Raw genomic sequence first — 21645 nt, forward strand, 5'->3', positions numbered from 1 at the left:
ACTAAACCTGGTCACTGGTCACTGACAAACTGGTCACTGATTTAAGCTTCTCCGCCAATTACTACATCTCGAATTCGCAAACTAGGACCGCCGCAACCTACGGGTAAGCCATTTTGTCCGCCTTTTCCGCAACCGCCAGACTCATCCCAGTAGAAGTCATCGCCAATACCTTCAATATCGGCTAAAGTCTGAAAAACGTTGCCAGATAAAGTTACATCTCTTACAGGTTCGGCAATTTGCCCGTTGCGAATCATCCAAGCTTCCCCAGCACTGAAGGTAAACATTTCGCCGTTGGTCATGCCGCCTAACCAATTTTTGGCATATACTCCTTCTTCGATATCGCTAAAGAGGTCATTTACAGGCGTTTTGCCTCTTTCAATCCAAGTATTGGTCATGCGGACAATTGGGGCATAGTGGTAGCTAAGACAGCGAGCATTACCTGTAGGTGCTTCGCCTAATTTGCCAGCCGTTTCGCGCGAGTGCAATCTACCTACTAATACGCCATCTTTAATTAGTTGCGTTGTATTTGCAGGCGTACCTTCATCGTCGTAGAAAAAGCTGCCGCGATGTCCTTCTGGTGCAGCACCATCAAAAATTTGGAGTTCCTTTGGTCCAAAACGGCGCCCAATACTCATTACCTCTAGCAAATCGGGGTTTTCATAAGCCATATCTGCTTCCGAAAGATGCCCAAAAGCTTCGTGGACGAATAAGCCGCTCAAAATAGGGTCGATAACTACGGTGTATGTACTACCCTTGACGGAGGGTAAAGATAATGCAGCAACGGCTCTTTGAGCAGCAGAGCGGACTTTATCATCAAGAGAGGTCAAATCTTCGTAAGCTTTGCGCGAACCTGTAGTTTCTCGCCCAGTTTGCACTGTGTCGCCGTCACGCGCAGTAGCAGCAAAGCGCATTTCCATATCTACCCAGGATTGCTCGATTAGCGTGCCTTCTGAGGTTGCTAGGACGACTTTTTGAATCGTATCGCCATAGCGGACAGATGTAGTAGTAATACGATTATCTACGCTTTTGAGGATGTCGCTGTAGCGATCGCACAGTTCTTTTTTAGCAGATAAGGAAATATTACGCGGATCTATGCCTGTTAAGGGAACAAAGCAAGTATCTTGGCGCGGCTCAATTGCTGCTAGCTGAGTTTCCGAGTCACCAACTATTCTGGCGGCGGTGATTGCTTCTTCAATGCGATCGCTAATTGTGGCTAAATGGTTAAAGCTACTAAGTCCCCAACCACCTTTATAACAAGCTCTAATTTGACCGCCTATTGACAAACCTTCACTTAGGGTTTCAACTTTATCGCCGCGCCGGAGAATATCTGTGCCTTGGGCTTCTTCTAGGCGAATAGCAAGATAATCTACTTGAGAACTATAACGGGCAATTAGGTCGGAAAGTAAATTTCGGGCATCAACAACAGCAATCGGCATATAAAAGCAGCCAGAAAATAACTTCCTTTATTTTGAATGAATTTGGGTGCGATCGCTACAACAATAGTTTTGAGTTTTAAGTTTTAAGTTTTGAGTTGAAGACTAAGCTGTTAATCCCCATGTTGCTCCCATATCTCCCCATCTACCCATTGCTGATAAAATAAACTCGCTTTCCACTTATATAAGGCGGTGAGGGAGTGAGGTTATCAAAATTGCGGCAACAGCCGAGTTTATGGCTGGTTATTAAGGTTGCGAGTATTTTTTTCGTGCTGTGTCTGATATTGACTTTGCATCGGTACTACACCTTTTACGCTTCTTTCGATCAAGGTATTTTTAATCAGGTATTCTGGAATGGCACTCACGGGCGTTTCTTTCAAAGTTCCCTCTCTTCTAGCCTTTCTACTAATGTTGTCCACAATGGCGAAGTTCCAGAAGTGTTTTATCACCGCTTGGGACAGCATTTTACTCCAGCCTTGTTACTCTGGTTGCCGCTGTATGCTTTATTTCCTTCGCCTGTTACCCTGACTGTTTTACAAGTTACTCTAATTACTGCAGCCGGAATTGTTCTTTATGCTTTGGCGAGACACTATTTAGAACCGCCCCTAGCAGCAATGGTAACAGTTAGCTTTTATGGCGCTAATGCTGTTATTGGTCCAACTTTGTCAAATTTCCACGATATTAGCCAAATTCCCTTGTTTGTGTTTGGACTGTTGCTAGCAATGGAAAAACGTAAGTGGTGGATATTTTGGCTGTTGGCGGTGTTAATTTTGGCGGTGAGGGAAGATAGTGGCGTAGTGCTATTTAGTATTGGATTTTATTTAGTTGTTAGCAAACGCTTTCCCCGCATTGGGCTTGCTGTTTGCACTCTTAGCTTTTCTTATATGCTGCTGCTAACTAATGCGATTATGCCGCTCTTTTCTGAGGATATTTCGCGGCGATTTATGATCGAACGGTTTGGACAGTACACGGATGAAGAGGAAGCTACTACCTTAGATATTATCTGGGGAATGATTAGCCATCCCGAACGTTTGATAGGACAGCTTTTTTCGCCACTAGGAAAGAAAATTAGCTATTTATCTGGGCATTTCTTGCCTTTAGCTTTTGTACCTGCTGCTAGTGCTTCGGCGTGGGCGATCGCACTTTTTCCTTTGTTACAAATATTCTTGCAACAAGGTGAGTCGAGACTTGCAATTACAATTCGCTATGCCTTAACTGTTGTTCCTGGGGTATTTTACGGGACAATATTGTGGTGGGCAAATCATCCCAAACGATTTAAGCCTTCTTTTCGCCGCTTTTGGGTAGGCTGCATTTGTCTATCTTTATTTTTTACGCTGACATCTAATCCCAGTCGGACATTTTACTTTGTAATTCCTGACTCTATTCAACCTTGGGTTTATGTATCTTTGCCTCAGCAATGGCATCATGTATGGCAAATTAGGAGCCTTTTATCACAAATTCCCTCAGATGCTAGTGTAGCGGCTACTACTTACATAGTTCCTCATCTTTCTAGCCGTAGGGAAATTATCAGGTTTCCAGCTTTGCAGTTGCGTAACGATCGCCAACAAGTAGTTAATGTTGATTATGCGATCGCCGATTTGTGGCAATTTCAGCAGTATCAAGTTGCTTTTGATAGCGATCGCGAGTTACTCAAACAAGGTATGACTGTGATTAACCAGCTTATAAATAGCCAAGAATACGGGCTGATTGGTTTTGCAGATGGTGTAGTGTTGTTGCAAAAAGGCACACCTAATAATCCGTCTGCAACTAATGCTTGGGCAGAATATCAAAAAACCATTCAGATATCCTGAACGGCATTACTAAACTGACGCTGCTATTTACGCATCGATCGCAACTATTATCCTCTTAATGTCCTGCCTGCTTGTGACAGCAAATCTGCAAGCTGACGAATTTTAGCTGCAACCTCGTTAGAAGTTTCGATCGATAATTCGCCCAAGGTGTCTTCGCCTACACTGGTGAGCAAATTAGCTATTGCTTCGGCGCTTTTGCCTTTACGTAAAGCGTCTTTGAGTTCTCCTAGATCGTTGGCAATGTCTAATCCTTGAAGTTGGTGCTGCCAACTTTCCAGCACTGCAATTGCTTGTTCGACTGGAATTGCTGTAATTCCACTTTCGAGAGCGGCGATCGTCGAATCAATATCAGCCTGAGTTGATGCCATGAGAAAATCCTGATTACAAAAGATTCGATCTGTTGAATTATATCCGGCTAACATCGTGCTGAATTTAGATAGCATAAATCGTCCCTCTAGAGGAGGAAGCCGATTGAACTTGCCAAAATTGGCAGGTTAAAAGAGCGAAATTCTCCTCAAATTCAGCAATAGCCCCTAAACTTGTGCCATCTGTTTAGATTCGGTAAATATACGATCGCGATTATGGGATGCATCAAAATCTATTTCTGGTCCTACTGGCACAATTTGGGTAGGGTTAAGTTGGGGTAAGCCTTGATAGTAAAGCTTTTTGATATGATCGGCGTTGCATACATCTTTAACTTTGGGCTGTTGGTATAAATCTTTAAGATAATTCCACAAGTTGGGGTAATCGACGATGCGACGCAGGTTGCATTTAAACAAGCCGTAGTAAGCTAAATCAAAGCGCAAAAGTGTTGTAAACATACACCAGTCTGCTTCTGTTATCTGGTTTCCACATAAGTATCGCTGCGCTGCTAGTACGTTTTCCCAGTAATCTAAAGCTTGAAATAACTCTGTAACTGCTTCTTCGTAGGCGGCTTGAGTGTTAGCAAATCCCGATCTATACACGCCATTATTAATCGGCTGATAGATAGCATCAATTGTTTTATCAATTTCCTGCTGTAACTCGGTGGGGTAAAAGTTAGCGTCAGTGTTGCTATCTGCAAACTGGGTGTCAAACATCCGTATAATCTGGCGCGATTCGTTATTAACTATAGTTGCAGTCTGTTTATCCCAAAGTACCGGAACTGTAACGCGCCCCGTATAATTAGGATTAGCTCTAGTGTAAGTATCGCGTAGATAGAAGTCGCCATTTACAATATCGGGAATGCAACCAGGATTTTGAGTAAATTTCCAGCCATCTTCGCTAATTACCGGATCGACGATCGAAAGGCTAATAATATCTTCTAATCCTTTCAATTTCCACATAATTGCTGTGCGATGCGCCCAAGGACAACCTAACGAGACATAAAGATGGTAGCGGTTGGCTTCAGCCTTGAAACCGCTAGAACCATCAGCAGTAATCCAGTTGCGAAAATGAGTAGGCATTCGGTTAAACTTGCCTTGTTCGTCTCTTTCCGTCCAATCTGTTACCCATTTGCCATCAACTAACATTCCGAGTGTCATAATTACCTCTGTTCATATTCGCCCTAAACTTTTACTGTCTCTTCACTGGTCACTGATAATTGGGTAAGGAATAAGCTACATCTCTACTAAATGGTGCTGACAAATCCGCCCATTCTTCGTGAGGTACATCTACACCTAATTCAATGACGTTGCGATCTGGATCTAGTACGTAAAACGATCGCATTACTGTATGGTCAACTGTACCTAAAATAGTCACGCCAAAAGATTTACAGCGGTTGTATAACTCGGCTAATGCTTGCTCGTTGCTGACATTAAAACAGATGTGAAATAAGCCTGTTGCCTGACTTTGAGGTGCGATCGCCTTGCTACCAACTTCGACTAAAGCTAAATCGTGGTGATGTTTCCCTGCATGGTAAAACCACATACCAGGGCGTTCGGCTACTTTTTGCATTCCTAGTATTTCTTGGTAGAAGCGATCGCTAGCTTCTAAGTTTCTCACTTTCAAAACAATATGATTGATTCCTTGTATAGCCATTGTTTTGTACCGCTGCTAACGTTTGCGTTAGTAATGTACTAATGCGTACTATTATTTATATCATAAATATTGTTTGCACGCAAACAGTCTATATAGGAACTTTCTCAAATATGCTCCTGAGCTTGACTAAAGCAGCTTCAATTTGCGGTAAATCTTCAGGTTCCAGGAGAGCGAAACGCTCTTTGAGGTAGGCAATATGGGCGGGGAAGGTTTCAGCAAAGACTTTTTCACCTTCAGGAGTAAGTACGGCAAGAAAGCTGCGCCGATCTTCTTTTGGTACTTCGCGGCGGACTAAGCCTTTCTTTTCTAAGCGATCGATAATGCCTGTAAGTTCGCCTTTAGTGGTCAGAGTTTTTTCGGCTAACTTGTGAAAAGTCATACCAGGGGTATTACCCAAAGTGCTAATTACATCAAACTGGGAGGAAGTTAAACCCATCTGGCGAATTTGGGCATCAGAATAGCTTCTAAAAGCTTGGTAAGCCCAGACTAACTCGCGTACTGTCCCCATAAATAATTCTTTGGCGGCGGCTTTAGTTGCAGACTGATTTGTTTGATTATCTTCGGTTGTCACTAGACTTCGATCCCCCTGTAGTCCCCCTTGTCTCCCACATCACTAATGCGAGTCTTGCAAATATTCAATAGCTGCGGCGAGTTTTGTCGGGTATCCTTCAGCAAATCTCTCAAACCACAAGCCTTCAGAAGACAAAGGATCTAGTTTTTCTAACCAAGCTTGAGCCTGAACTTTTAGAGCCTCAAGTTGTTTTTGCCTTTGCTGTTGTTGCTGTTGTAGCTGTGCTTGGATTTGCTGCTGTTTTTGTTGTGCTGCTATTTTGTCTTGTTCTTGATAATCGTTCTTAACTTGGTTTAGTAGGCTGTCTATAGCGGAATTTGATGCAGGTTGCGATCGCTTTATATTAGGCGATTGAGGTGCTGGTGGCTTTTGATACTTGCCTTCTACTTGCTCTAAAAGGCTATCAATAGCTGCATCGTTGGCTGCGGCTGGATTTGGTAAATTGGGCTTTACTGTAGGTTCTTGAGACTCGGCTTTAATTTGAGCTAAAAGTTTATCAATTGAGTCCATCACTTTGAGTCCTAAATTAAGGGAACAACTTTAACAGTGACCAGTGACCAGTGACCAGTGACCAGTTAAATAATGAATCAATTTCTTGATTTTTCCCAATTTTATTTCGGGGCTTGTACCTACTACTAACTGGCAAAACCCAATCGTTACCAAAGGGTAATTAGTCGTTAATAGCGTTCAGCAATACTTCAGACAAACTCATGTCTTCCATATCGTCCATTGTAATCGTGTCGCAGATATCAAACTTTGCTCCAGCAGTTTGCAGTTCGTCATCTAAAACTTTGAGAAAGCGAGTTGCTTGAGCATCATTACCTACTTGAACTATTGAAATGGCTAGTTCTTCGTCACGATCCATACGCCTAGAGACTTCGATAATTACCTTCATCACAGCTTTGCGATCGTCTGGTTCGCCATCTGTTACTACTAAAATAGTTTCGCCATTTGGTTTAGTTTGATTTGCCGATTTACGCGCAAAGTAGTCGTCGGTGGCGTGTTTGAGTACAGCCGCCAAATCGGTAGTACCAGAGGGATCGTTTTCTTGAAATATTTGCGTAACTTTGCTAGAAGTGACATTTTCAAAGCGTTTGAATTTACCAGAAAATAAGTAGATAGTAATGCCATCTGGATCGAATTGTTCGCATTTACTAGCTAATGCTAAAGTTGATTCTTGCGCTGCTACCCAGCGAGTTCTACCATTTTTTTGATCTGGGGTAGCCATGCTGCCGCTTTTGTCGATAATTAGGGTATAGTCTCGGTTCTGTAGCATAAATACCTGTTAATCGTTAATGGCGTTAAGTAGCACGTCCGCAAGACTCATGTCTTCCATGTCATCTAGCGTAATCGCATCGCAGATATCAAATTTTGCGCCTACTCCTTCTAATTGATCGTCTAAGGCTTTGAGGAATTTAGTAGCTTGCGGATCGTTACCGACTTGAATCATCGAAATAGCTAACTCTTCATCGCGTTCCATTTGCCTTGATGCATTTACAATAGCTTCCATTACAGCCCTGCGATCGTCTGGTTCGCCATCTGTAATTACTAAAATTGTTTCTCCATTAGGCTTAGTTTGTCCGGCACTTTTGCGCTTGAAGTAGCTATTGGTAGCATCTTGCAGTACGGAGTATAAGTTAGTAGTCCCCGATGGATCGTTTTCTTGAAAGATTTGGGCAACTTTAGCAGATGTTACATCATCGTAACGCTTGAAGCGACCGGAAAATAAATAAACTGTAATTCCATCTGGATCGAACTGTTCGCATTTTCTAGCTAAAGCTAAAGTAGATTCTTGAGCTATTTCCCATCTACTTTTTCCACCCATTTGATCGGGAGTGGACATACTGCCGCTTTTGTCAATAATTAATGTATAATCGCGGTCTTTCATATTATGTCTTCCTGATAATTACGTCTTCGGCTCTAGTCTAGCTTTTAGGTAATGCTACGTCACCTAGCAAATAAAAAAGGAAAAGGATTTTTCTGCCCTTTTCCCTTTAACCTTTGCCCTTGTACAACTACACAGGATTTAGTTGAGTTTTCTGTTGCAGGATGTGGAGAATTGTTGCTTTTTCTAGAATGCCTACTAATACTCCGTTTTCCTTAATTACAGGTAATGCTGACTTTTGTTGCTGCTCTAGTTGCATTACCGCCTCTAATAGCGATCGCTCGGAAGATACGACTGTAGTAATATCAATTGGTTGCATTAAGTCTTTGACTTGCATTTCTTGCCAGCGCGAACTTGGAACTTTGCTCAAGTCTTCAATTGCGATCGCACCTACTAATATACCTTGCTCGTCTGTAACTAGATACTTGCGCCAATTGTTGCCATTGATAATAGATTCGTCAGCAAACTCTCTTAAACTTAGATTTGCCGCAACTTGCGGACTATTAGCAGTTACCGCATCGGCTGCTGTCAAACCTTGGAATTTTTCTTGTACGGTAGCAGACTGAGCCGCTCTACCTGCATTTTGCAACAAGAACGAACCGATGAGCAAGTTCCAGATATTAGCAAAGCTGCCGAATAATAATAGCGGAATTAAACCACTAGCGATCGCTAGCCAACCAATAAATTGCCCTACACGACTTGCAAATACAACGCCCTTATAAGGATTGCCTGTAATTTTCCAGACTAAAGCTTTAAGAATATTGCCACCATCTAAAGGTAACCCTGGAATTAAGTTAAATAGCGCTAGTGCTAAGTTGACATAAGCTAACGTGCCGAGTATTGCCGCCAATGGTCCTGATAAGGGAATAGTAGCAGTAATAGCCGTAACTATACCAAATATTGCCAAACTAACTAAAGGACCTGCGATCGCTACCCAAAATGCTCCGGCTGGTGTTTTTGACTCTTTTTCTAAACTCGCCAAACCACCAAACAGAAACAGCGTAATCGATTTAACGCCAATTCCTTGCTTCAAGGCAACGAAACTATGTCCTAATTCGTGTGCTAGTACAGAAGCAAACAACAATAAAGCTGCAACTAATCCCAGCAGCAAAGGTAAAAAGCCATTTAATCCAGGAAATTGCGCCGCCAAGTTGCTAGCATAGCTCCAACTTACAAAAGCTAGAACTAAAAACCATGACTGGGCGATATAAAAAGGAATCCCGAACAAATTGCCTGCGCGAATAGTGCCATTCATCATGCACTGCCTCTCATTTCAGCTATGTCTCGATCGTAACGAAATGTTAAACGGGTTTAATCTTTTAAAATAGAGTAGTATCCGTCCTTTGAGGTGCGGTTATGAGAATCAGGCGTACTTAGTTACTTGCCTAGCACCTTAAAATTATCCAAGCTGACTCGCTACAAATATGGTTAAGTACACTCTTGCTCAAAGTCCAGAGATTATATTGAATGTCCCTGGCAAAGATTCAGCCAAAGCTCGTGAAAAAGCAATGGATCAACTGATGGAATTGATGGATGATGGGACATTATCTACCGATCTTGCCGATGGTTTTAGTCCGCAGCAGTTCATTGAAGTCAAAGATTTGCCTGCTGACGAACAAAGCGATGAAGACGGTATAACTCAAGCCGTACAAGTGCTAAATAACTTAGCTACGTTGAAGTTGAAAGTACAAGAATCGCGCAGCGAGGCGCTAGCTGTGCGTGCGGCAGTCGATATTTTGTTTACCGATAAGTCAGTCAGCGAGGAAGAAATAGCCAGCCTCAAAGAAGGCTTTAAGGTACTCAAAACCTTTGCTCAAGCGAACTTGCGCTATCAAGAAGCAAGAGCAAAAGCAGAACAAGCGCGGGCTGTTTTGGATCGCGCTTTGAAGTCTCCTGAAGGTTAAAGTTATAAGCGATCGCATTAGACAATTCTTTTTTGGAGTGCGATCGCACATTAGCAAACTATAGATCGCTAAGGAGGTTGAAATGATTGCAATATCAGATAAACCATACATGACTCCAGAAGAATATTTGGAGTGGCAAGAAACGCAAGAGCTTCGCTATGAATACGTAGATGGAGTTGTGTACGCTAAGGATGAAGTTTATGGCATGACAGGGGGAACCCTTGCTCATAACGATATTGCCCTTAACCTTTATAGTGCTTTGCGTTCCCCCATACGCACAAAAGGCTGTCGGGTAAATGTTGCCGATGTCAAAGTTCAAACTGCTGAAACAGGTGCTTTTTTCTATCCCGATGTGCTGATTTCCTGCGATTCTCGTGACAAAATCGCTACCAAATTTGTCCGTTTTCCCTGTCTCATTGCTGAAATCCTTTCTCCTAGTACCGAAGCTTACGATCGCGTTGCAAAGTTTGCCCAATATCGCCGCCTCGAAAGCCTGCGAGAATACGTGCTGATTAGTTCGGAAAAAGTCAGCGTTGACATTTTTAGGCTCAATGGCAGTCATAAATGGGAACTTACACCATACTCTGCAGGTGAAATAGTTCAGTTTACAAGTATTAACTTTGAATGCCCAATTGAACTGCTGTATGAAGCTGTAGAATTACTCTAGAAAAATAACCTTAGACTTGCAGTTTGGGTAAGATATGAGAGTTTAGGGGAGCGCAGGAAGGTTAAACATGATTGCCAATTCCCAAAAGCGACACATGACACCTGATGAATACCTGGCATGGGAAGCTTGTCAGGAAACAAGGCACGAGTATGTTGATGGCGAAGTCTACGCCATGACTGGCGGTACTTTGCCCCATAATACGATCGCTATTAATCTTACCTCTGCCCTCAAAAATCCTGTGAGAAGTCGAGGCTGTCGGCTGTTTATGTCAGATGCGAAAGTTCAACTTTCCGAATCTGGCAACCCATATTTTTATCCAGATGTCTCAGTAACTTGTCATCCTGAAGATAAGCAAGCAACTAAATATCTAAAATACCCCTGCCTAATCGTTGAAGTTGTCTCTCCTAGTACCGAAGCTTACGATCGCGGTACAAAATTTGCTCAATATCGCCGCCTTGAAAGCCTGCGAGAATACGTGCTGATTAGTTCGGAAAAAATTAGCGTTGACATTTTTAGGCTCAACGACAGTCATAAATGGGAATTTACACCATACGCCGCAGGTGAAATAGTTCAATTTACAAGTATTGACTTTGAATGTCCAATTGAACTGCTGTATGAAGATGTAGAACTTTTACCCTCAGAAAATGGCTATGCCAGGATTGTGTCTTGAGTGAGACATAAATCGGGTAAATATGCCTGCGTTGTCAGGTATTAATCTAAATTAATATGCTCAAGCGATCGCAAATAATCCCATAATTATGAAAATTCTATTTTTAGATCAAAGCGGTAAACCTGGCGGTGCAGAACTGTGTTTAATTGATATTGCCAAACCTTACCGCGATAATTGTTTGGTGGGTTTATTTGCTGATGGGACGTTTAAACAATTACTAGACGAGCAACATATCCCCGTACAAGTGCTAGCAAGTCAAGGGATAGAAGTACGCAAGGAAAGCGGTTTAGCTAAGGGTTTAGGTAGTTTGGGGCAACTCGTACCGCTGATTAATCGCGTTACTGCTCTTAGTCGCAAATACGATTTAATTTATGCTAATACTCAAAAAGCGCTAGTAGTAGGTGCGATCGCCAGTTTCTTCAGCCGTCGCCCTTTGGTGTATCATTTGCACGATATTTTATCTTTAGATCACTTTAGTGCTACTAACCGCCGCATTGCTGTAACTTTGGCTAATCGCGCAGCTTTAGTTATTGCCAATTCCGAGGCTAGTCAAGCAGCTTTTATTGCCGCAGGCGGGCGCAAAGAAATTGTAGATTTTGTTTACAATGGCTTTGACTTAAATTTGTATCAACAGCCGCAAGCCTCACTCAAGCGAGAGTTAGGGTTAGAAGGCAAGTTTGTAGTCGGTCATTTTAGCCGCCTATCGCCCTGGAAAGGACAGCATATATTGCTAGAGGCGCTGCAATATTGCCCAGAAAATGTAGTAGCAATTTTTATCGGCGATGCCTTATTTGGCGAACAAGATTACGTACAGCAGTTGCATACCAAAGTTACTGAACTAGGTTTAGAAAACCGAGTCAAGTTTTTAGGATTTCGTTCCGATATTATCCCTTTGATGAGTGCTTGCGACTTAGTTACGCATACATCAACCGTCGCCGAACCATTTGGGCGCGTAATTGTCGAGGCGATGTTGTGCGGTACGCCTGTAGTTGCAACCAAAGCTGGAGGCGCAATTGAACTTGTTGAAGATGGTAAAACAGGCTGGTTAGTCGAACCAGGAAATGTTGATGCATTAGCCGCAACGATTAATACTTGCCTAGAACAATCACAATTAAGCGCTAATATCGCGCAGCAAGCGAAGGTACAAGCAAGCCAAAGATTTGACGTAGCAACGATTAATCAACAAATTGAAAAATTACTAAGTAACGTTGCCCTTACTTAATACGTCATGCCCATGACCAGTTATTAGTAAGTACAAGTCAATCGACGTTTGGGTATAGAGTATTCTATCTCCTGGGTATAGAGTATTCTATCTCCAAAGTTCGCGCCCCAAATTAAGAGAAGTGAAAAATCAAGAAATTGATTGATTATTTAAATCCTAGCTCTTTTAAGTATGGGCATTAACTGGTCACTGGTCACTGGTCACTGGTCACTGTTAAAAACTCACGCCCGTCGCCGCCGAAAATGAGGAAGTTCGATCGCCGCTAATGATTTGAGTCCTTTGGGCGGACGGGAGGGGTAAACTACTGGTGAGGGCCAATTTTTGTTGGCGTTGAAGTAGCTTGTCTCTGTTTCTACTGGTGAAGAGACATTTGGATCTTCATCTAGTTCTGCAAGTAGATCTGCTGTTAGGCTAGCGATCGCTTCATCTTGTAAGTTATTTTCCACTAAGTTTGCTAACTCTTGCCATTGGACTTCGATAATTTCATTGTCGCGATCGCTTGGTAGTTCTTCTGCAACAATTGGCTGTTCTATACCGATATTTGGTTCGTCTGTTTCTACTACCGCAGCTTCATTAACTAAATCTGTTTCTGGCTGATGGCGTTCCCAATCAAGTTCTATTGTGCCCTTACATGGTGTTTTTACCGTCCAAGTTTTTATTGGCGGTGCTTTAGGAACGGCAAAATCGGCTTCTAAATCGGTGGGATGATTTATATACTGCTGGTTGATTGCTGGAGTTGCCAAACACTTTTCTAGAGCGAATTTAAGTTGCACGCTATGTTGCTGTTCTCGATGTAAGCGCGTGCGTAAATCTCGACAAGTATTTTTTGCCTCTAGTAGTTGGTAAGACTGTTCGCTATAAATAGCCTGCGATTGGGCGACAAACTCTTTGTGACTTGCAAGTTCCGTATTTAAAGTTTCAATTAAATTTTGCTGGCATTCAATAGTTTGACAGGCAGCTTCTAGCGCTCGATCTTTTTCTAAAAGCATCGTCTGTGCAACTTGATTTTGCGCTTTTTGAGATTCTAAAGCTTGGTGAAACTGTGTCATTGCTTGACTTAGATCGGTAACTCGCTTACCTAAATTGCTATTTGACGATCGCAATTGTTGAATCAAAGCTACTAAATTTGTCATATTTGAGGGCGCAATGGCTCCTTGTTGCTTATTTTTAGCTTCAACTTGGAGAAAAAATTTATTATCTATTTCTTGGGGCTTTTCTGATGGAATATTGGATACTTCGTTGCTTTGTAGGGCAATTACAGGGCGATCGCTTTGGGGCATATTTGCAGCAAATAAGCTAGAATCGCTTGTCTCGATCTGGTTTTCTGCCAATGTATCTAAATAATCCATTAGTTCATCTAACGCCCAGTTACGATAATTTTCTGTTTGATTTCTGGGCATAGTTGCTTGCAGTGAATTGCTATAACTTACGTTCGTTTGAGTGTCTGTCAATGAATTTACATAATTCATTAATTCTTCTAGCGCCCAATTTTTAGTATTTTCAGCTTCACTCATATTTTTCCCCACCCAAGTTATTTAATTTGATTACAAACCTTAACAGACGTTGGCGATCGCTAACTTTAACTCGATGCTTGTACTGAATTTTTAGAAAATGTTAAACGGTTTGATTCTAGCAACCTCCGAGCTTTTAAAATACCTATTCAAAGCGTTTTTTTTGTTAATTTTTAATTAAATAAGTAATGAACAACGATTCTTATTAACTGTCAACCGTAATTTTACTTAGAAGATTTTGACTAATCAAAACAAGTGAAAAAGGCAATTTAGCTCGATCGTTTGTCAAAAAGGCGATCGCCCACGTATGCTGAAAGATAAAGATTTATTAATTGATAAATTAAATGGATCGCCTAGAAATCCTGCTAAAAATGGCAGAAGACGAATTAACTGAATACAGCACTACTGCTCGCAAAATAGAAAAACTACGGCGCAAAATTGGTTTATCTGTACCAATAGCAGAGCAGAGAACAGCAAAAGAGGCGTTAGCAGCAAGTATGCAAGCTGGTGGGATCGAGCAGCTAATCGAACAGCAGCGGCAAACAGTAGCTTTGCCATTTTGGGGAATTGCCGGATTAGGCTTATTAGTAGGGATTTCTTTTTCAGAACCATTAGGCTTAGTAGCAGCGATCGCTGGAACAATCGCCGCTTACAGAATCCAAAAATGGGGTTGGCAATTGCAAGCAAAGCGTTTATTGCTGCAAACCTTTGAAGATATCGAAGCTAGGATAAATCAGTAAATAACAGACCAGGGAGACTTTTGTAGTGACCAGTAACTAGGTAAAGATGAGATAGTTAATATGTCAGACAATTAACAGTAAATAGTTACTGGTGCTTAACTGGTCACTGGTCACTGGTCACTGGTCACTGGTCACTGGTCACTGGTCACTGGTCACTGGTCACTGGTCACTGGTCACTGGTCACTGGTCACTGGTCACTGGTCACTGGTCACTGGTCTAGGGTAGCCAACGCGGGTGAAAGCCTGGTAATGGTAATTGTTCTGGTTGCACTTGGGTAGATGTTTTTGCTGATGCAACTAGAGGTACTAGCCAGAGACGACTTGTGGCGATCGCTTCTCCGTCATTGGTGCGGGGAACATTAGTTTGTGGTGAATTATTGGGCGTTGTTGCTGTGACAATTTGATCCAATAATAAAGCTAAACCATCGGGTGATAAGCTTACTTGGACATCTTGCTGTTCGGGCATGACAATTAGAGGAGTTTGTTTGCCAGAATTGATGTCAACAGCCGCTAAATACGGCTGTTCTTGATAAGTCTCGCCTTCTACTAATTGAGTCAGCATACAGTAGATACTGGGCAATGTAGGGTGAAAAAGACAGCTATTAATTGAACCAGTAGTACGGAACAGTTGTTTTTGTACGCCTTGATTGGTGACTAAAAATAGCGATCGCGTGTAGTCAGAATTAAACTGCACCATCGCCGCTTTAGTTCCATCTGGGGCAAAATCTAGCACCATGCCAAACTTAGGTAAAAAGTCTAATGGTTTAGTTGCTTGCACCTGCAACGGTAAAATGGCTACGCCTTGACCTTGGGCAACCGCTAGAGTTGAACTATCTGGTGTAATGATAAAGTCTCCTCCTGGTTGGCTTTGTAGTAGTTGTGGTTTAGGAGGAGAGTTGCGATCGCTATCTGCTTTCAGCATCCACAGTCCAAAGTCTCCAGGATTTTTTTGACTTACTCTTTGTACGACAATCGTTTTCCCATCTGCTGATAAGTCGAACTTGAGGTTTTGATAACCTTTGTCATCCAAAACTAGATCGATTCTACCTGGGGCAACATTATTTTGAGCATTTAGCTCTGACTCAATGCCTGTCGTCACGTTATATAACTGAGTTAGTAGCAAACCTTGGCGATCGCTAGTTCGTTCGCTAGCAGAAAATAAAATTTTGTTACCTGTAGGGTAAGGTTTGAAGTCTACTACAACTAAATCTTTGGGCGTGAGGATAGTTTTTTGCTCTTTGGTAAGGTTGTAGAGGATCAAGCGCCCTTGTTCGTCACCTTCTACACCCAAATAGACAAAAGCGCGATCGCGGGTTTGAAAAACGCCTTTAAATGGTTGAATTGGTTTGCCTGTAAGCTTATCTGCAAACCGATCTTTAGCTCCATTTAGCTGCACTTGATAGGTATTGCCATAAGGAGGTGGAGCTAGCAAAGTATAAGCCATTTTCCGCCCAGCCCAGCTAATTTTGCCTGGTAGTTGCGGATCTATTTGCAGGTTATCTTCAACGCTCTGAATATTCATGGGGCGGCTGAAGTTGAGATAAAAGGCGTTATCTGTTGCGCCTACACGCTGATTTTGCCAGCTAAAATCGCGGACGCGCGGCGCGATCGCATCGCCTTGAAATAACAGCAGTACCGTAATTAAGCTGAGTATTGCCATGAGAGCGATCGCAACGCGATCGAGTGGTTGAAAAAACGACTTAATTTTGACTGACATTGATTACCGAAAATAGACAGGAGAGCAAAAGAAGCAATTAGCTATTGATAGAGTAGCGCTATCCTAGCTTGCTGTTGACATGGACGCGAAAATTTTTCTAAGCAACTGCGATCTCTCATCTCAAAACCTGGTCACTGGTCACTGATTTAAAACCTGGTCACTGGTCACTGAAAAACTGGTCACTGATTTAAAACCTGGTCACTGGTCACTGAAAAACTGGTCACTGATTTAAAACCTGGTCACTGGTCACTGAAAAACTGGTCACTGATTTAAGGCAGGTTCGGTATAAACACCAAGCCAAGATTGTTAAGAAAAGCGACAATAAAAGAAAGGATAGTTGATACTGAGCGTTTCATGAGTACAAATACTACCATTAATAAAAATCCCCTATTATTAGGTCAAGGACTACCACCCTTTGCAGAGATTAAGCCGGAACACGTAGTTCCTGCAATGACTCAACTGTTAGCAGAAGCAGACGAAGAAATAACAGCATTAGAAGCACAAGTTCAGCCTACTTGGACTGGCTTAGTAGAACCATTAGATCGCCTAGGCGAACGTGTAACTTGGAGTTGGGGTATAGTTGGGCATTTAATGGGTGTAAAAAATAGCCCCGAACTGCGGGAAGCTTATGAAAGCGTACAGCCGCAGGTAGTGCAGTTTTTTAATAAACTCAGCCAAAGTCAGCCTATCTATGCAGCTTTTAAAGCCCTAAAAGCAAGTCAAGATTGGGATAGCCTAGATTCAGCCCAAAAGCGGATTGTAGATGCAGCTATCAAAGATGCAGAACTTTCAGGGATTGGCTTAGAAGGCGAAAAGCGCGATCGCTTTAATGCTATTCAACTAGAACTTGCCGAAATTTCGACTAAGTTCTCCAACCATGTCTTAGATGCAACCAAAGCTTTTAGCTTGACTTTAACAAGCAAAGCAGAAATTGACGGTTTACCCCCTAGCTTAGTTAGTTTAGCTGCTCAAGCTGCCCGCGAAGCTGGCGAAGAAAACGCAACTCCTGAAAATGGTCCTTGGCTGATTACCTTAGATTTCCCCAGTTTTGGTCCTTTCATGCAGCACAGCACGCGCAGCGATTTGAGGGAAAAACTCTATAAAGCTTTTATTAGTCGCGCCTCTTCAGGCGAGTTAGACAATAACCCCTTAATCGAGCGCATCTTACAGCTACGTCAAGAAAAAGCCCAATTGCTAGGATTTGCTAGTTTTGCCGAACTTAGCCTAGCAAGAAAAATGGCTCCAAGTGTAGCCGCCGTAGAAGCGCTATTAGAAGAATTGCGCGGTACTAGCTATGAAGCAGCCAAGAAGGATTTAGCAGACTTAAAAGCCTTTGCAGCCAGCAAAGATCCCAAAAATAGCGATCTCAAACACTGGGATATCAGCTTTTGGTCAGAACGCCAACGGGAAGAAAAGTTTGCTTTTAGCGCCGAAGAATTGCGCCCTTACTTCCCCTTGGAGCAAGTATTAGAAAGCTTATTTGGCATAGTCAATCGGTTATTTGGTGTAACTATTACCGCCGCAGATGGTCAAGCTCCAGTGTGGCATGAAGATGTACGTTATTTTCAAGTTGCCAACGAACAGGGAGAAGCGATCGCCTACTTCTATCTAGATCCCTACAGTCGCCCTGCAGAAAAGCGCGGTGGTGCTTGGATGGATGATTGTATCGGTAGAGCAAAAATTACGCAAGCTGACGGTACAACGACATTACGCAAGCCTGTAGCCTATCTAGTTTGCAACCAAACTCCCCCAGTTGACGGGAAGCCGAGTTTGATGACTTTTGGCGAAGTAGAAACTCTATTTCACGAATTCGGTCACGGCTTGCAGCATATGCTGACTAAAGTTGATTACGCCGATGCTGCTGGGATCAACAACGTCGAGTGGGATGCGGTAGAATTGCCCAGTCAATTTATGGAAAATTGGTGCTACCACTACCCGACTTTGATGGGTATGGCAAAACACTACGAGACGGGCGAACCGTTACCAGATCATTACTACCACAAGCTAGTAGCAGCCAAAAATTACATGAGCGGTAGCGCTATGCTGCGCCAACTGCACTTTAGTCAAGTAGATATCGAACTACACCACCGCTATCAACCTGGTAACGGGGAAACAGCTAACGATGTCCGCAACCGAATCGCGCAAACTACTACAGTTTTGCCACCTTTGCCAGAAGATGCTTTTTTATGTGCTTTTGGGCATATTTTTGCAGGCGGCTATGCTGCTGGCTACTACAGCTACAAATGGGCGGAAGTATTGAGTGCCGATGCATTTGCGGCTTTTGAGGAAGCTGGGCTAGATTCCGAACAAGCGATCGCATCAACTGGGCGGCGTTTTGGCGATACAGTATTAGCTTTAGGCGGTAGCAAGCACCCAATGGAAGTATTTAAGTCTTTCCGAGGACGCGAACCTAGTACCGTAGCTTTGCTCAAGCACAGTGGCTTAGTAGCTGCTTAATTTAGATGGGTAAATACCGATATATCTTGTTTAACAAACCTTACGGCGTTTTAAGTCAGTTTACTGATAGTTCTGGTGAAGAACGGCGGACGTTGAAGGATTATATATCGGTAGCAGGTGTTTATCCTGTCGGGCGCTTGGATTGGGACAGTGAAGGGCTGATGCTGTTAACAGATAACGGACAATTGCAGCACCGCCTGTCTCATCCTCGCTACGCTCATTCACGTACTTATTGGGTGCAAGTAGAGCGAGTTCCTGATGCTGAAGCGATCGCGCAATTGCAAGCAGGAGTAGTAATTGATAATAAGCCTACTCGCCCAGCTAAAGTCCGGTTGTTAGAGTCAGAACCACAATTACCGCCACGCGATCGCCCAATTCGGTTTCGCAAAAATGTACCGACTGCATGGCTAGAAATGACTTTGACTGAAGGACGCAATCGCCAAGTGCGACGAATGACAGCTAAAGTAGGGTTTCCAACGTTGCGCTTAGTTAGAGTTAAGATGGCACACTTAAGCTTAGATGGGCTACAACTAGGTCAGTGGCGCGATTTGACTGCTGATGAAGCTAAATTACTATTTTAATATTTATAACTTTTATATTTGAAAGGCATAATTGCCATATATATATTCAGCAAATATGTATTTATGCTGGAGAAAACGCCTGATGAAGTAGCAATAAAGGTAAACTTACACCGTTTTGCTCTTAATATGGGCAAAAGAGAATTAATTATGGCAACTTAAATATAAAGCCGCTTGTGAGGAGTGCGATTAAATCAGTGACCAGTTTGTCAGTTACCAGTGACCAGGTTTTGGATAGGGTAAAAAATCCCCATCCAAAACCTACAACTTTTAGAAGATAGGGAATTAGACCCAAGGAATGAATATTTAACTGGTCACTGGTCACTGTTAAAAGTTATTTGCCCTGCAAAACGGCAATAGAGGAGTTATTTAGATCGTGCTGATTTGTCCCCAGTGTCAGTTTGACAATCCAGACAATAACAAATTCTGCCAAAATTGCGGCAAATCTTTGAGCTTCAAGATTTGTCCTCAATGTAGCGATCGCGTAGCTGTAAATCAATATGAGTGTGACAACTGCGGGACGAAAACAGGCGTAGTTTGGCGAGCAATAATCGCTCAAGTGCTAAACCGCAATACTTTAGCAGTCACTAATGATGTTGAAATCTCAGAGACAACTGAGGATAGCACTGTTAATAATGCTGAAGTACGGCAGATTGAAGCTAGCACCGATCCAGAAGTAAATAACAATGACGCTGAAGTACGGCAGATTGAAGCTAGCACTGTTAATGATGCTGAAGTATCTCGGACTATTGAAGCTCGAATTACGAATTACGAATTACGAATTACGAATTACGAAGTTAATGATGCCCAAATACCGCTAACAGTGGGCTCGTATTTAGATCCCCAACAGCGCTATCAGGTAATTGAGCTTTTACCGCAGCTAGATCCAAACCAATGGCAATGTAAAGTGTTAGATTGCCAGCCGTTTCAAATCTCGTTAATAAGGGCAGATACTAGCGGCAAAATAGAGTTGCCAGAACTTGCCAAAACTTATATAACTTTGCACTCGCAGTTAGGCGAAAAAATCCCTACCGTTCATGAGGCTTGGCAGCTTGATAACAAGCAGATAGTATTGATTAGCGATCGCTCTTTCGATCGGCAAATCAGTGAGGCGTGGCACGATAATCAAACTACACCAGTCCAAATTTGGCAGTGGTTGTCTGATATGACTGAATTATGGGCAGTATTAACGCCCTGGAATTTACGCCGAAGCGTGCTTGAACTTGCTAACGTGCAAGTCAACGCCAAAGGAGTTCTAGGACTGCAATGCCTGTATGTTGAAGCTACAGACCGCACCTTAACATTACAAAACTTAGGATCAGTTTGGCAGCAGTTATTTCAAGAGTCGCAACGTACCAAAGTTGGGGCTTTAGTAGACCTGCTAGCAGACTTACATCTAGGTAAAATTGAAGTAGTAGAAGATTTGCGATCGCGTCTAGAAATAGTAGCGAACGAACTCCAAGCTGCTGGGATTACGCCACCCGTTTCATCTGTGGATTCAGGCAGCCCACAAGCCGATATAACTACAAGTTATCAGCCTGCGCCCACTATTTTACAAACTAATGAATCACCAAGTACATTTATGCAGATTGATGACACGCCAACTATTGTTTTGCCCATGCAGTTGGTCAGCTTAGACGATGCTGGTCTTACTGATGTGGGCGGTCAGCGCCAGCACAATGAAGATTGTTTTGGCATTGAAACAGCGATTAATAAATTAGAATTTCCTAAAGGCAGAAATATTCAGGCAAGGGGCTTATATATTCTCTGCGATGGGATGGGCGGACACGCTGGGGGTGAAGTTGCAAGTAGCATGGCGGTACGCACGCTACAGCAATACTTTCAAACTCATTGGCAATCGTCGCAATTACCTAGCGAAGAAAGCATCCGCGAAGCCGTACAGCTAGCAAATAAAGCAATTTACGATGCCAACCAACAAGATTCGCGTTCTGGTGTGGGGCGGATGGGGACTACTTTAGTGTTGGTATTGTTGCAAGACAATCAAGTAGCAGTCGCTCATGTCGGCGATAGCCGTTTGTATCGCTTGAGTCGCAAACAAGGTTTGGAGCAAGTAACGTTAGATCACGAGGTGGGACAAAGAGAAATTTTGCGCGGCGTAGAACCTGCGATCGCTTATGCTCGTCCTGATGCGTATCAACTTACTCAAGCTTTGGGACCGCGCGATGAAAACTACATTCACCCAGACGTGCAGTTTCTCGAACTCAACGAAGATACTCTGCTAGTTTTGGCTTCTGATGGGCTGTCTGACAATAATTTAATCGAACATTATTGGCAAACTCATTTAGATCCGCTTTTAAGTTCTAGTAGCAATTTAGAGCAAGGGGTCAACGCTTTAATCGATCTGGCAAATCAGTACAACGGACATGACAATATTACGGCGGTTGTCATCCGAGCAAAAGTGGCTCCGAAACAACAAGCGCCCCAAGTTTAAATAAATTCT

General features: G+C 42.8%; 20 protein-coding genes. 9 read left to right on the forward strand and 11 right to left on the reverse strand.

Going from position 1 to position 21645, the window contains the following annotated elements:
* Window positions 1-41: 41 nt before the first annotated feature.
* Window positions 42-1436: a TldD/PmbA family protein gene (locus UH38_RS11870; protein ID WP_045054867.1), complete on the reverse strand. Its 1395-nt coding sequence runs from the start codon at window positions 1434-1436 to the stop codon at window positions 42-44.
* A 197-nt stretch (window positions 1437-1633) separates the two neighbouring features.
* On the opposite strand from UH38_RS11870, the gene UH38_RS11875 reads away from it, so the two are divergent.
* Window positions 1634-3244, forward strand: a complete 1611-nt coding sequence (locus UH38_RS11875) for a DUF2079 domain-containing protein (RefSeq protein ID WP_045054868.1) — start codon at window positions 1634-1636, stop codon at window positions 3242-3244.
* A 47-nt stretch (window positions 3245-3291) separates the two neighbouring features.
* On the opposite strand, the gene UH38_RS11880 is transcribed toward UH38_RS11875, so the two are convergent.
* From UH38_RS11880 to UH38_RS11915, 8 genes are all read right to left on the reverse strand, one after another.
* Window positions 3292-3612 (reverse strand): hypothetical protein, encoded by a 321-nt coding sequence (locus UH38_RS11880; RefSeq protein WP_045054869.1) that lies wholly within the window; start codon window positions 3610-3612, stop codon window positions 3292-3294.
* Window positions 3613-3777: 165 nt separating this feature from the next.
* The gene (locus UH38_RS11885; RefSeq protein WP_045054870.1) at window positions 3778-4767 is read right to left on the reverse strand and encodes a glutathione S-transferase family protein; all 990 of its coding nucleotides are present in this window, start codon (window positions 4765-4767) and stop codon (window positions 3778-3780) included.
* Window positions 4768-4816: 49 nt separating this feature from the next.
* Window positions 4817-5263, reverse strand: coding sequence for a VOC family protein (locus UH38_RS11890; RefSeq protein WP_045054871.1), 447 nt, complete (start codon window positions 5261-5263; stop codon window positions 4817-4819).
* Between the two features lie 88 nt (window positions 5264-5351).
* Window positions 5352-5771 carry a MarR family winged helix-turn-helix transcriptional regulator gene (locus UH38_RS11895; protein ID WP_045054968.1) on the reverse strand — a complete coding sequence of 140 codons (420 nt, stop codon included), beginning with the start codon at window positions 5769-5771 and terminating at the stop codon, window positions 5352-5354.
* Between the two features lie 105 nt (window positions 5772-5876).
* Window positions 5877-6344, reverse strand: coding sequence for a salt stress protein, Slr1339 family (locus UH38_RS11900; protein WP_045054872.1), 468 nt, complete (start codon window positions 6342-6344; stop codon window positions 5877-5879).
* A 160-nt stretch (window positions 6345-6504) separates the two neighbouring features.
* Window positions 6505-7110, reverse strand: a complete 606-nt coding sequence (locus tag UH38_RS11905; protein ID WP_045054873.1) for a vWA domain-containing protein — start codon at window positions 7108-7110, stop codon at window positions 6505-6507.
* Between the two features lie 9 nt (window positions 7111-7119).
* A complete protein-coding gene (locus UH38_RS11910) occupies window positions 7120-7722 on the reverse strand; it encodes a vWA domain-containing protein (protein ID WP_045054874.1) in 603 nt (200 codons plus the stop codon).
* Window positions 7723-7849: 127 nt separating this feature from the next.
* Window positions 7850-8974: a site-2 protease family protein gene (locus UH38_RS11915; RefSeq protein WP_045054875.1), complete on the reverse strand. Its 1125-nt coding sequence runs from the start codon at window positions 8972-8974 to the stop codon at window positions 7850-7852.
* A gap of 169 nt (window positions 8975-9143) precedes the next feature.
* Here UH38_RS11915 and UH38_RS11920 point away from each other — a divergent pair, with 169 nt between their 5' ends.
* The 4 genes from UH38_RS11920 to UH38_RS11935 all read left to right on the forward strand — a co-directional run bounded on the left by UH38_RS11920 (window position 9144) and on the right by UH38_RS11935 (window position 12182).
* On the forward strand, window positions 9144-9623 hold the full coding sequence (locus tag UH38_RS11920) for a hypothetical protein (RefSeq protein ID WP_045054876.1): 480 nt from the start codon (window positions 9144-9146) through the stop codon (window positions 9621-9623).
* Between the two features lie 82 nt (window positions 9624-9705).
* Window positions 9706-10290 carry a Uma2 family endonuclease gene (locus UH38_RS11925; RefSeq protein ID WP_045054877.1) on the forward strand — a complete coding sequence of 195 codons (585 nt, stop codon included), beginning with the start codon at window positions 9706-9708 and terminating at the stop codon, window positions 10288-10290.
* A gap of 67 nt (window positions 10291-10357) precedes the next feature.
* Window positions 10358-10960: a Uma2 family endonuclease gene (locus tag UH38_RS11930; protein ID WP_045054878.1), complete on the forward strand. Its 603-nt coding sequence runs from the start codon at window positions 10358-10360 to the stop codon at window positions 10958-10960.
* Between the two features lie 88 nt (window positions 10961-11048).
* A complete protein-coding gene (locus UH38_RS11935; protein ID WP_045054879.1) occupies window positions 11049-12182 on the forward strand; it encodes a glycosyltransferase family 4 protein in 1134 nt (377 codons plus the stop codon).
* Between the two features lie 221 nt (window positions 12183-12403).
* On the opposite strand, the gene UH38_RS11940 is transcribed toward UH38_RS11935, so the two are convergent.
* A complete protein-coding gene (locus tag UH38_RS11940; protein ID WP_045054880.1) occupies window positions 12404-13696 on the reverse strand; it encodes a hypothetical protein in 1293 nt (430 codons plus the stop codon).
* Between the two features lie 341 nt (window positions 13697-14037).
* Between UH38_RS11940 and UH38_RS11945 the strand changes: the two genes are divergently transcribed.
* On the forward strand, window positions 14038-14433 hold the full coding sequence (locus UH38_RS11945) for a hypothetical protein (protein ID WP_045054881.1): 396 nt from the start codon (window positions 14038-14040) through the stop codon (window positions 14431-14433).
* Window positions 14434-14649: 216 nt separating this feature from the next.
* On the opposite strand, the gene UH38_RS11950 is transcribed toward UH38_RS11945, so the two are convergent.
* Window positions 14650-16149, reverse strand: a complete 1500-nt coding sequence (locus UH38_RS11950) for a TolB-like translocation protein (protein WP_045054882.1) — start codon at window positions 16147-16149, stop codon at window positions 14650-14652.
* A 354-nt stretch (window positions 16150-16503) separates the two neighbouring features.
* On the opposite strand from UH38_RS11950, the gene UH38_RS11955 reads away from it, so the two are divergent.
* The 3 genes from UH38_RS11955 (at window position 16504) to UH38_RS11965 (ending at window position 21636) form a co-directional block, all read left to right on the forward strand.
* Complete coding sequence (locus UH38_RS11955; RefSeq protein ID WP_045054883.1) at window positions 16504-18606, forward strand: M3 family metallopeptidase; 2103 nt, start codon at window positions 16504-16506, stop codon at window positions 18604-18606.
* Between the two features lie 5 nt (window positions 18607-18611).
* On the forward strand, window positions 18612-19187 hold the full coding sequence (locus UH38_RS11960; RefSeq protein WP_045054884.1) for a pseudouridine synthase: 576 nt from the start codon (window positions 18612-18614) through the stop codon (window positions 19185-19187).
* A 373-nt stretch (window positions 19188-19560) separates the two neighbouring features.
* Window positions 19561-21636 (forward strand): serine/threonine phosphatase, encoded by a 2076-nt coding sequence (locus tag UH38_RS11965; protein WP_045054885.1) that lies wholly within the window; start codon window positions 19561-19563, stop codon window positions 21634-21636.
* Window positions 21637-21645 lie beyond the last annotated feature (9 nt).

Origin of the sequence: Aliterella atlantica CENA595 (assembly GCF_000952155.1) — a bacterium.
Classification (GTDB): Bacteria; Cyanobacteriota; Cyanobacteriia; order Cyanobacteriales; family Chroococcidiopsidaceae; genus Aliterella; species Aliterella atlantica.

What these genes read in the sequence shown, in the direction of transcription:
- UH38_RS11870 (WP_045054867.1), bottom strand. Translation starts at nt 1,436, where the DNA reads ATGCCGATTGCTGTTGTTGATGCCCGAAATTTACTTTCCGACCTAATT.
- UH38_RS11880 (WP_045054869.1), bottom strand. Translation starts at nt 3,612, where the DNA reads ATGGCATCAACTCAGGCTGATATTGATTCGACGATCGCCGCTCTCGAA.
- UH38_RS11885 (WP_045054870.1), bottom strand. Translation starts at nt 4,767, where the DNA reads ATGACACTCGGAATGTTAGTTGATGGCAAATGGGTAACAGATTGGACG.
- UH38_RS11890 (WP_045054871.1), bottom strand. Translation starts at nt 5,263, where the DNA reads ATGGCTATACAAGGAATCAATCATATTGTTTTGAAAGTGAGAAACTTA.
- UH38_RS11895 (WP_045054968.1), bottom strand. Translation starts at nt 5,771, where the DNA reads ATGGGGACAGTACGCGAGTTAGTCTGGGCTTACCAAGCTTTTAGAAGC.
- UH38_RS11900 (WP_045054872.1), bottom strand. Translation starts at nt 6,344, where the DNA reads ATGGACTCAATTGATAAACTTTTAGCTCAAATTAAAGCCGAGTCTCAA.
- UH38_RS11905 (WP_045054873.1), bottom strand. Translation starts at nt 7,110, where the DNA reads ATGCTACAGAACCGAGACTATACCCTAATTATCGACAAAAGCGGCAGC.
- UH38_RS11910 (WP_045054874.1), bottom strand. Translation starts at nt 7,722, where the DNA reads ATGAAAGACCGCGATTATACATTAATTATTGACAAAAGCGGCAGTATG.
- UH38_RS11915 (WP_045054875.1), bottom strand. Translation starts at nt 8,974, where the DNA reads ATGAATGGCACTATTCGCGCAGGCAATTTGTTCGGGATTCCTTTTTAT.
- UH38_RS11920 (WP_045054876.1), top strand. Translation starts at nt 9,144, where the DNA reads ATGGTTAAGTACACTCTTGCTCAAAGTCCAGAGATTATATTGAATGTC.
- UH38_RS11925 (WP_045054877.1), top strand. Translation starts at nt 9,706, where the DNA reads ATGATTGCAATATCAGATAAACCATACATGACTCCAGAAGAATATTTG.
- UH38_RS11930 (WP_045054878.1), top strand. Translation starts at nt 10,358, where the DNA reads ATGATTGCCAATTCCCAAAAGCGACACATGACACCTGATGAATACCTG.
- UH38_RS11935 (WP_045054879.1), top strand. Translation starts at nt 11,049, where the DNA reads ATGAAAATTCTATTTTTAGATCAAAGCGGTAAACCTGGCGGTGCAGAA.
- UH38_RS11940 (WP_045054880.1), bottom strand. Translation starts at nt 13,696, where the DNA reads ATGAGTGAAGCTGAAAATACTAAAAATTGGGCGCTAGAAGAATTAATG.
- UH38_RS11945 (WP_045054881.1), top strand. Translation starts at nt 14,038, where the DNA reads ATGGATCGCCTAGAAATCCTGCTAAAAATGGCAGAAGACGAATTAACT.
- UH38_RS11950 (WP_045054882.1), bottom strand. Translation starts at nt 16,149, where the DNA reads ATGTCAGTCAAAATTAAGTCGTTTTTTCAACCACTCGATCGCGTTGCG.
- UH38_RS11955 (WP_045054883.1), top strand. Translation starts at nt 16,504, where the DNA reads ATGAGTACAAATACTACCATTAATAAAAATCCCCTATTATTAGGTCAA.
- UH38_RS11960 (WP_045054884.1), top strand. Translation starts at nt 18,612, where the DNA reads ATGGGTAAATACCGATATATCTTGTTTAACAAACCTTACGGCGTTTTA.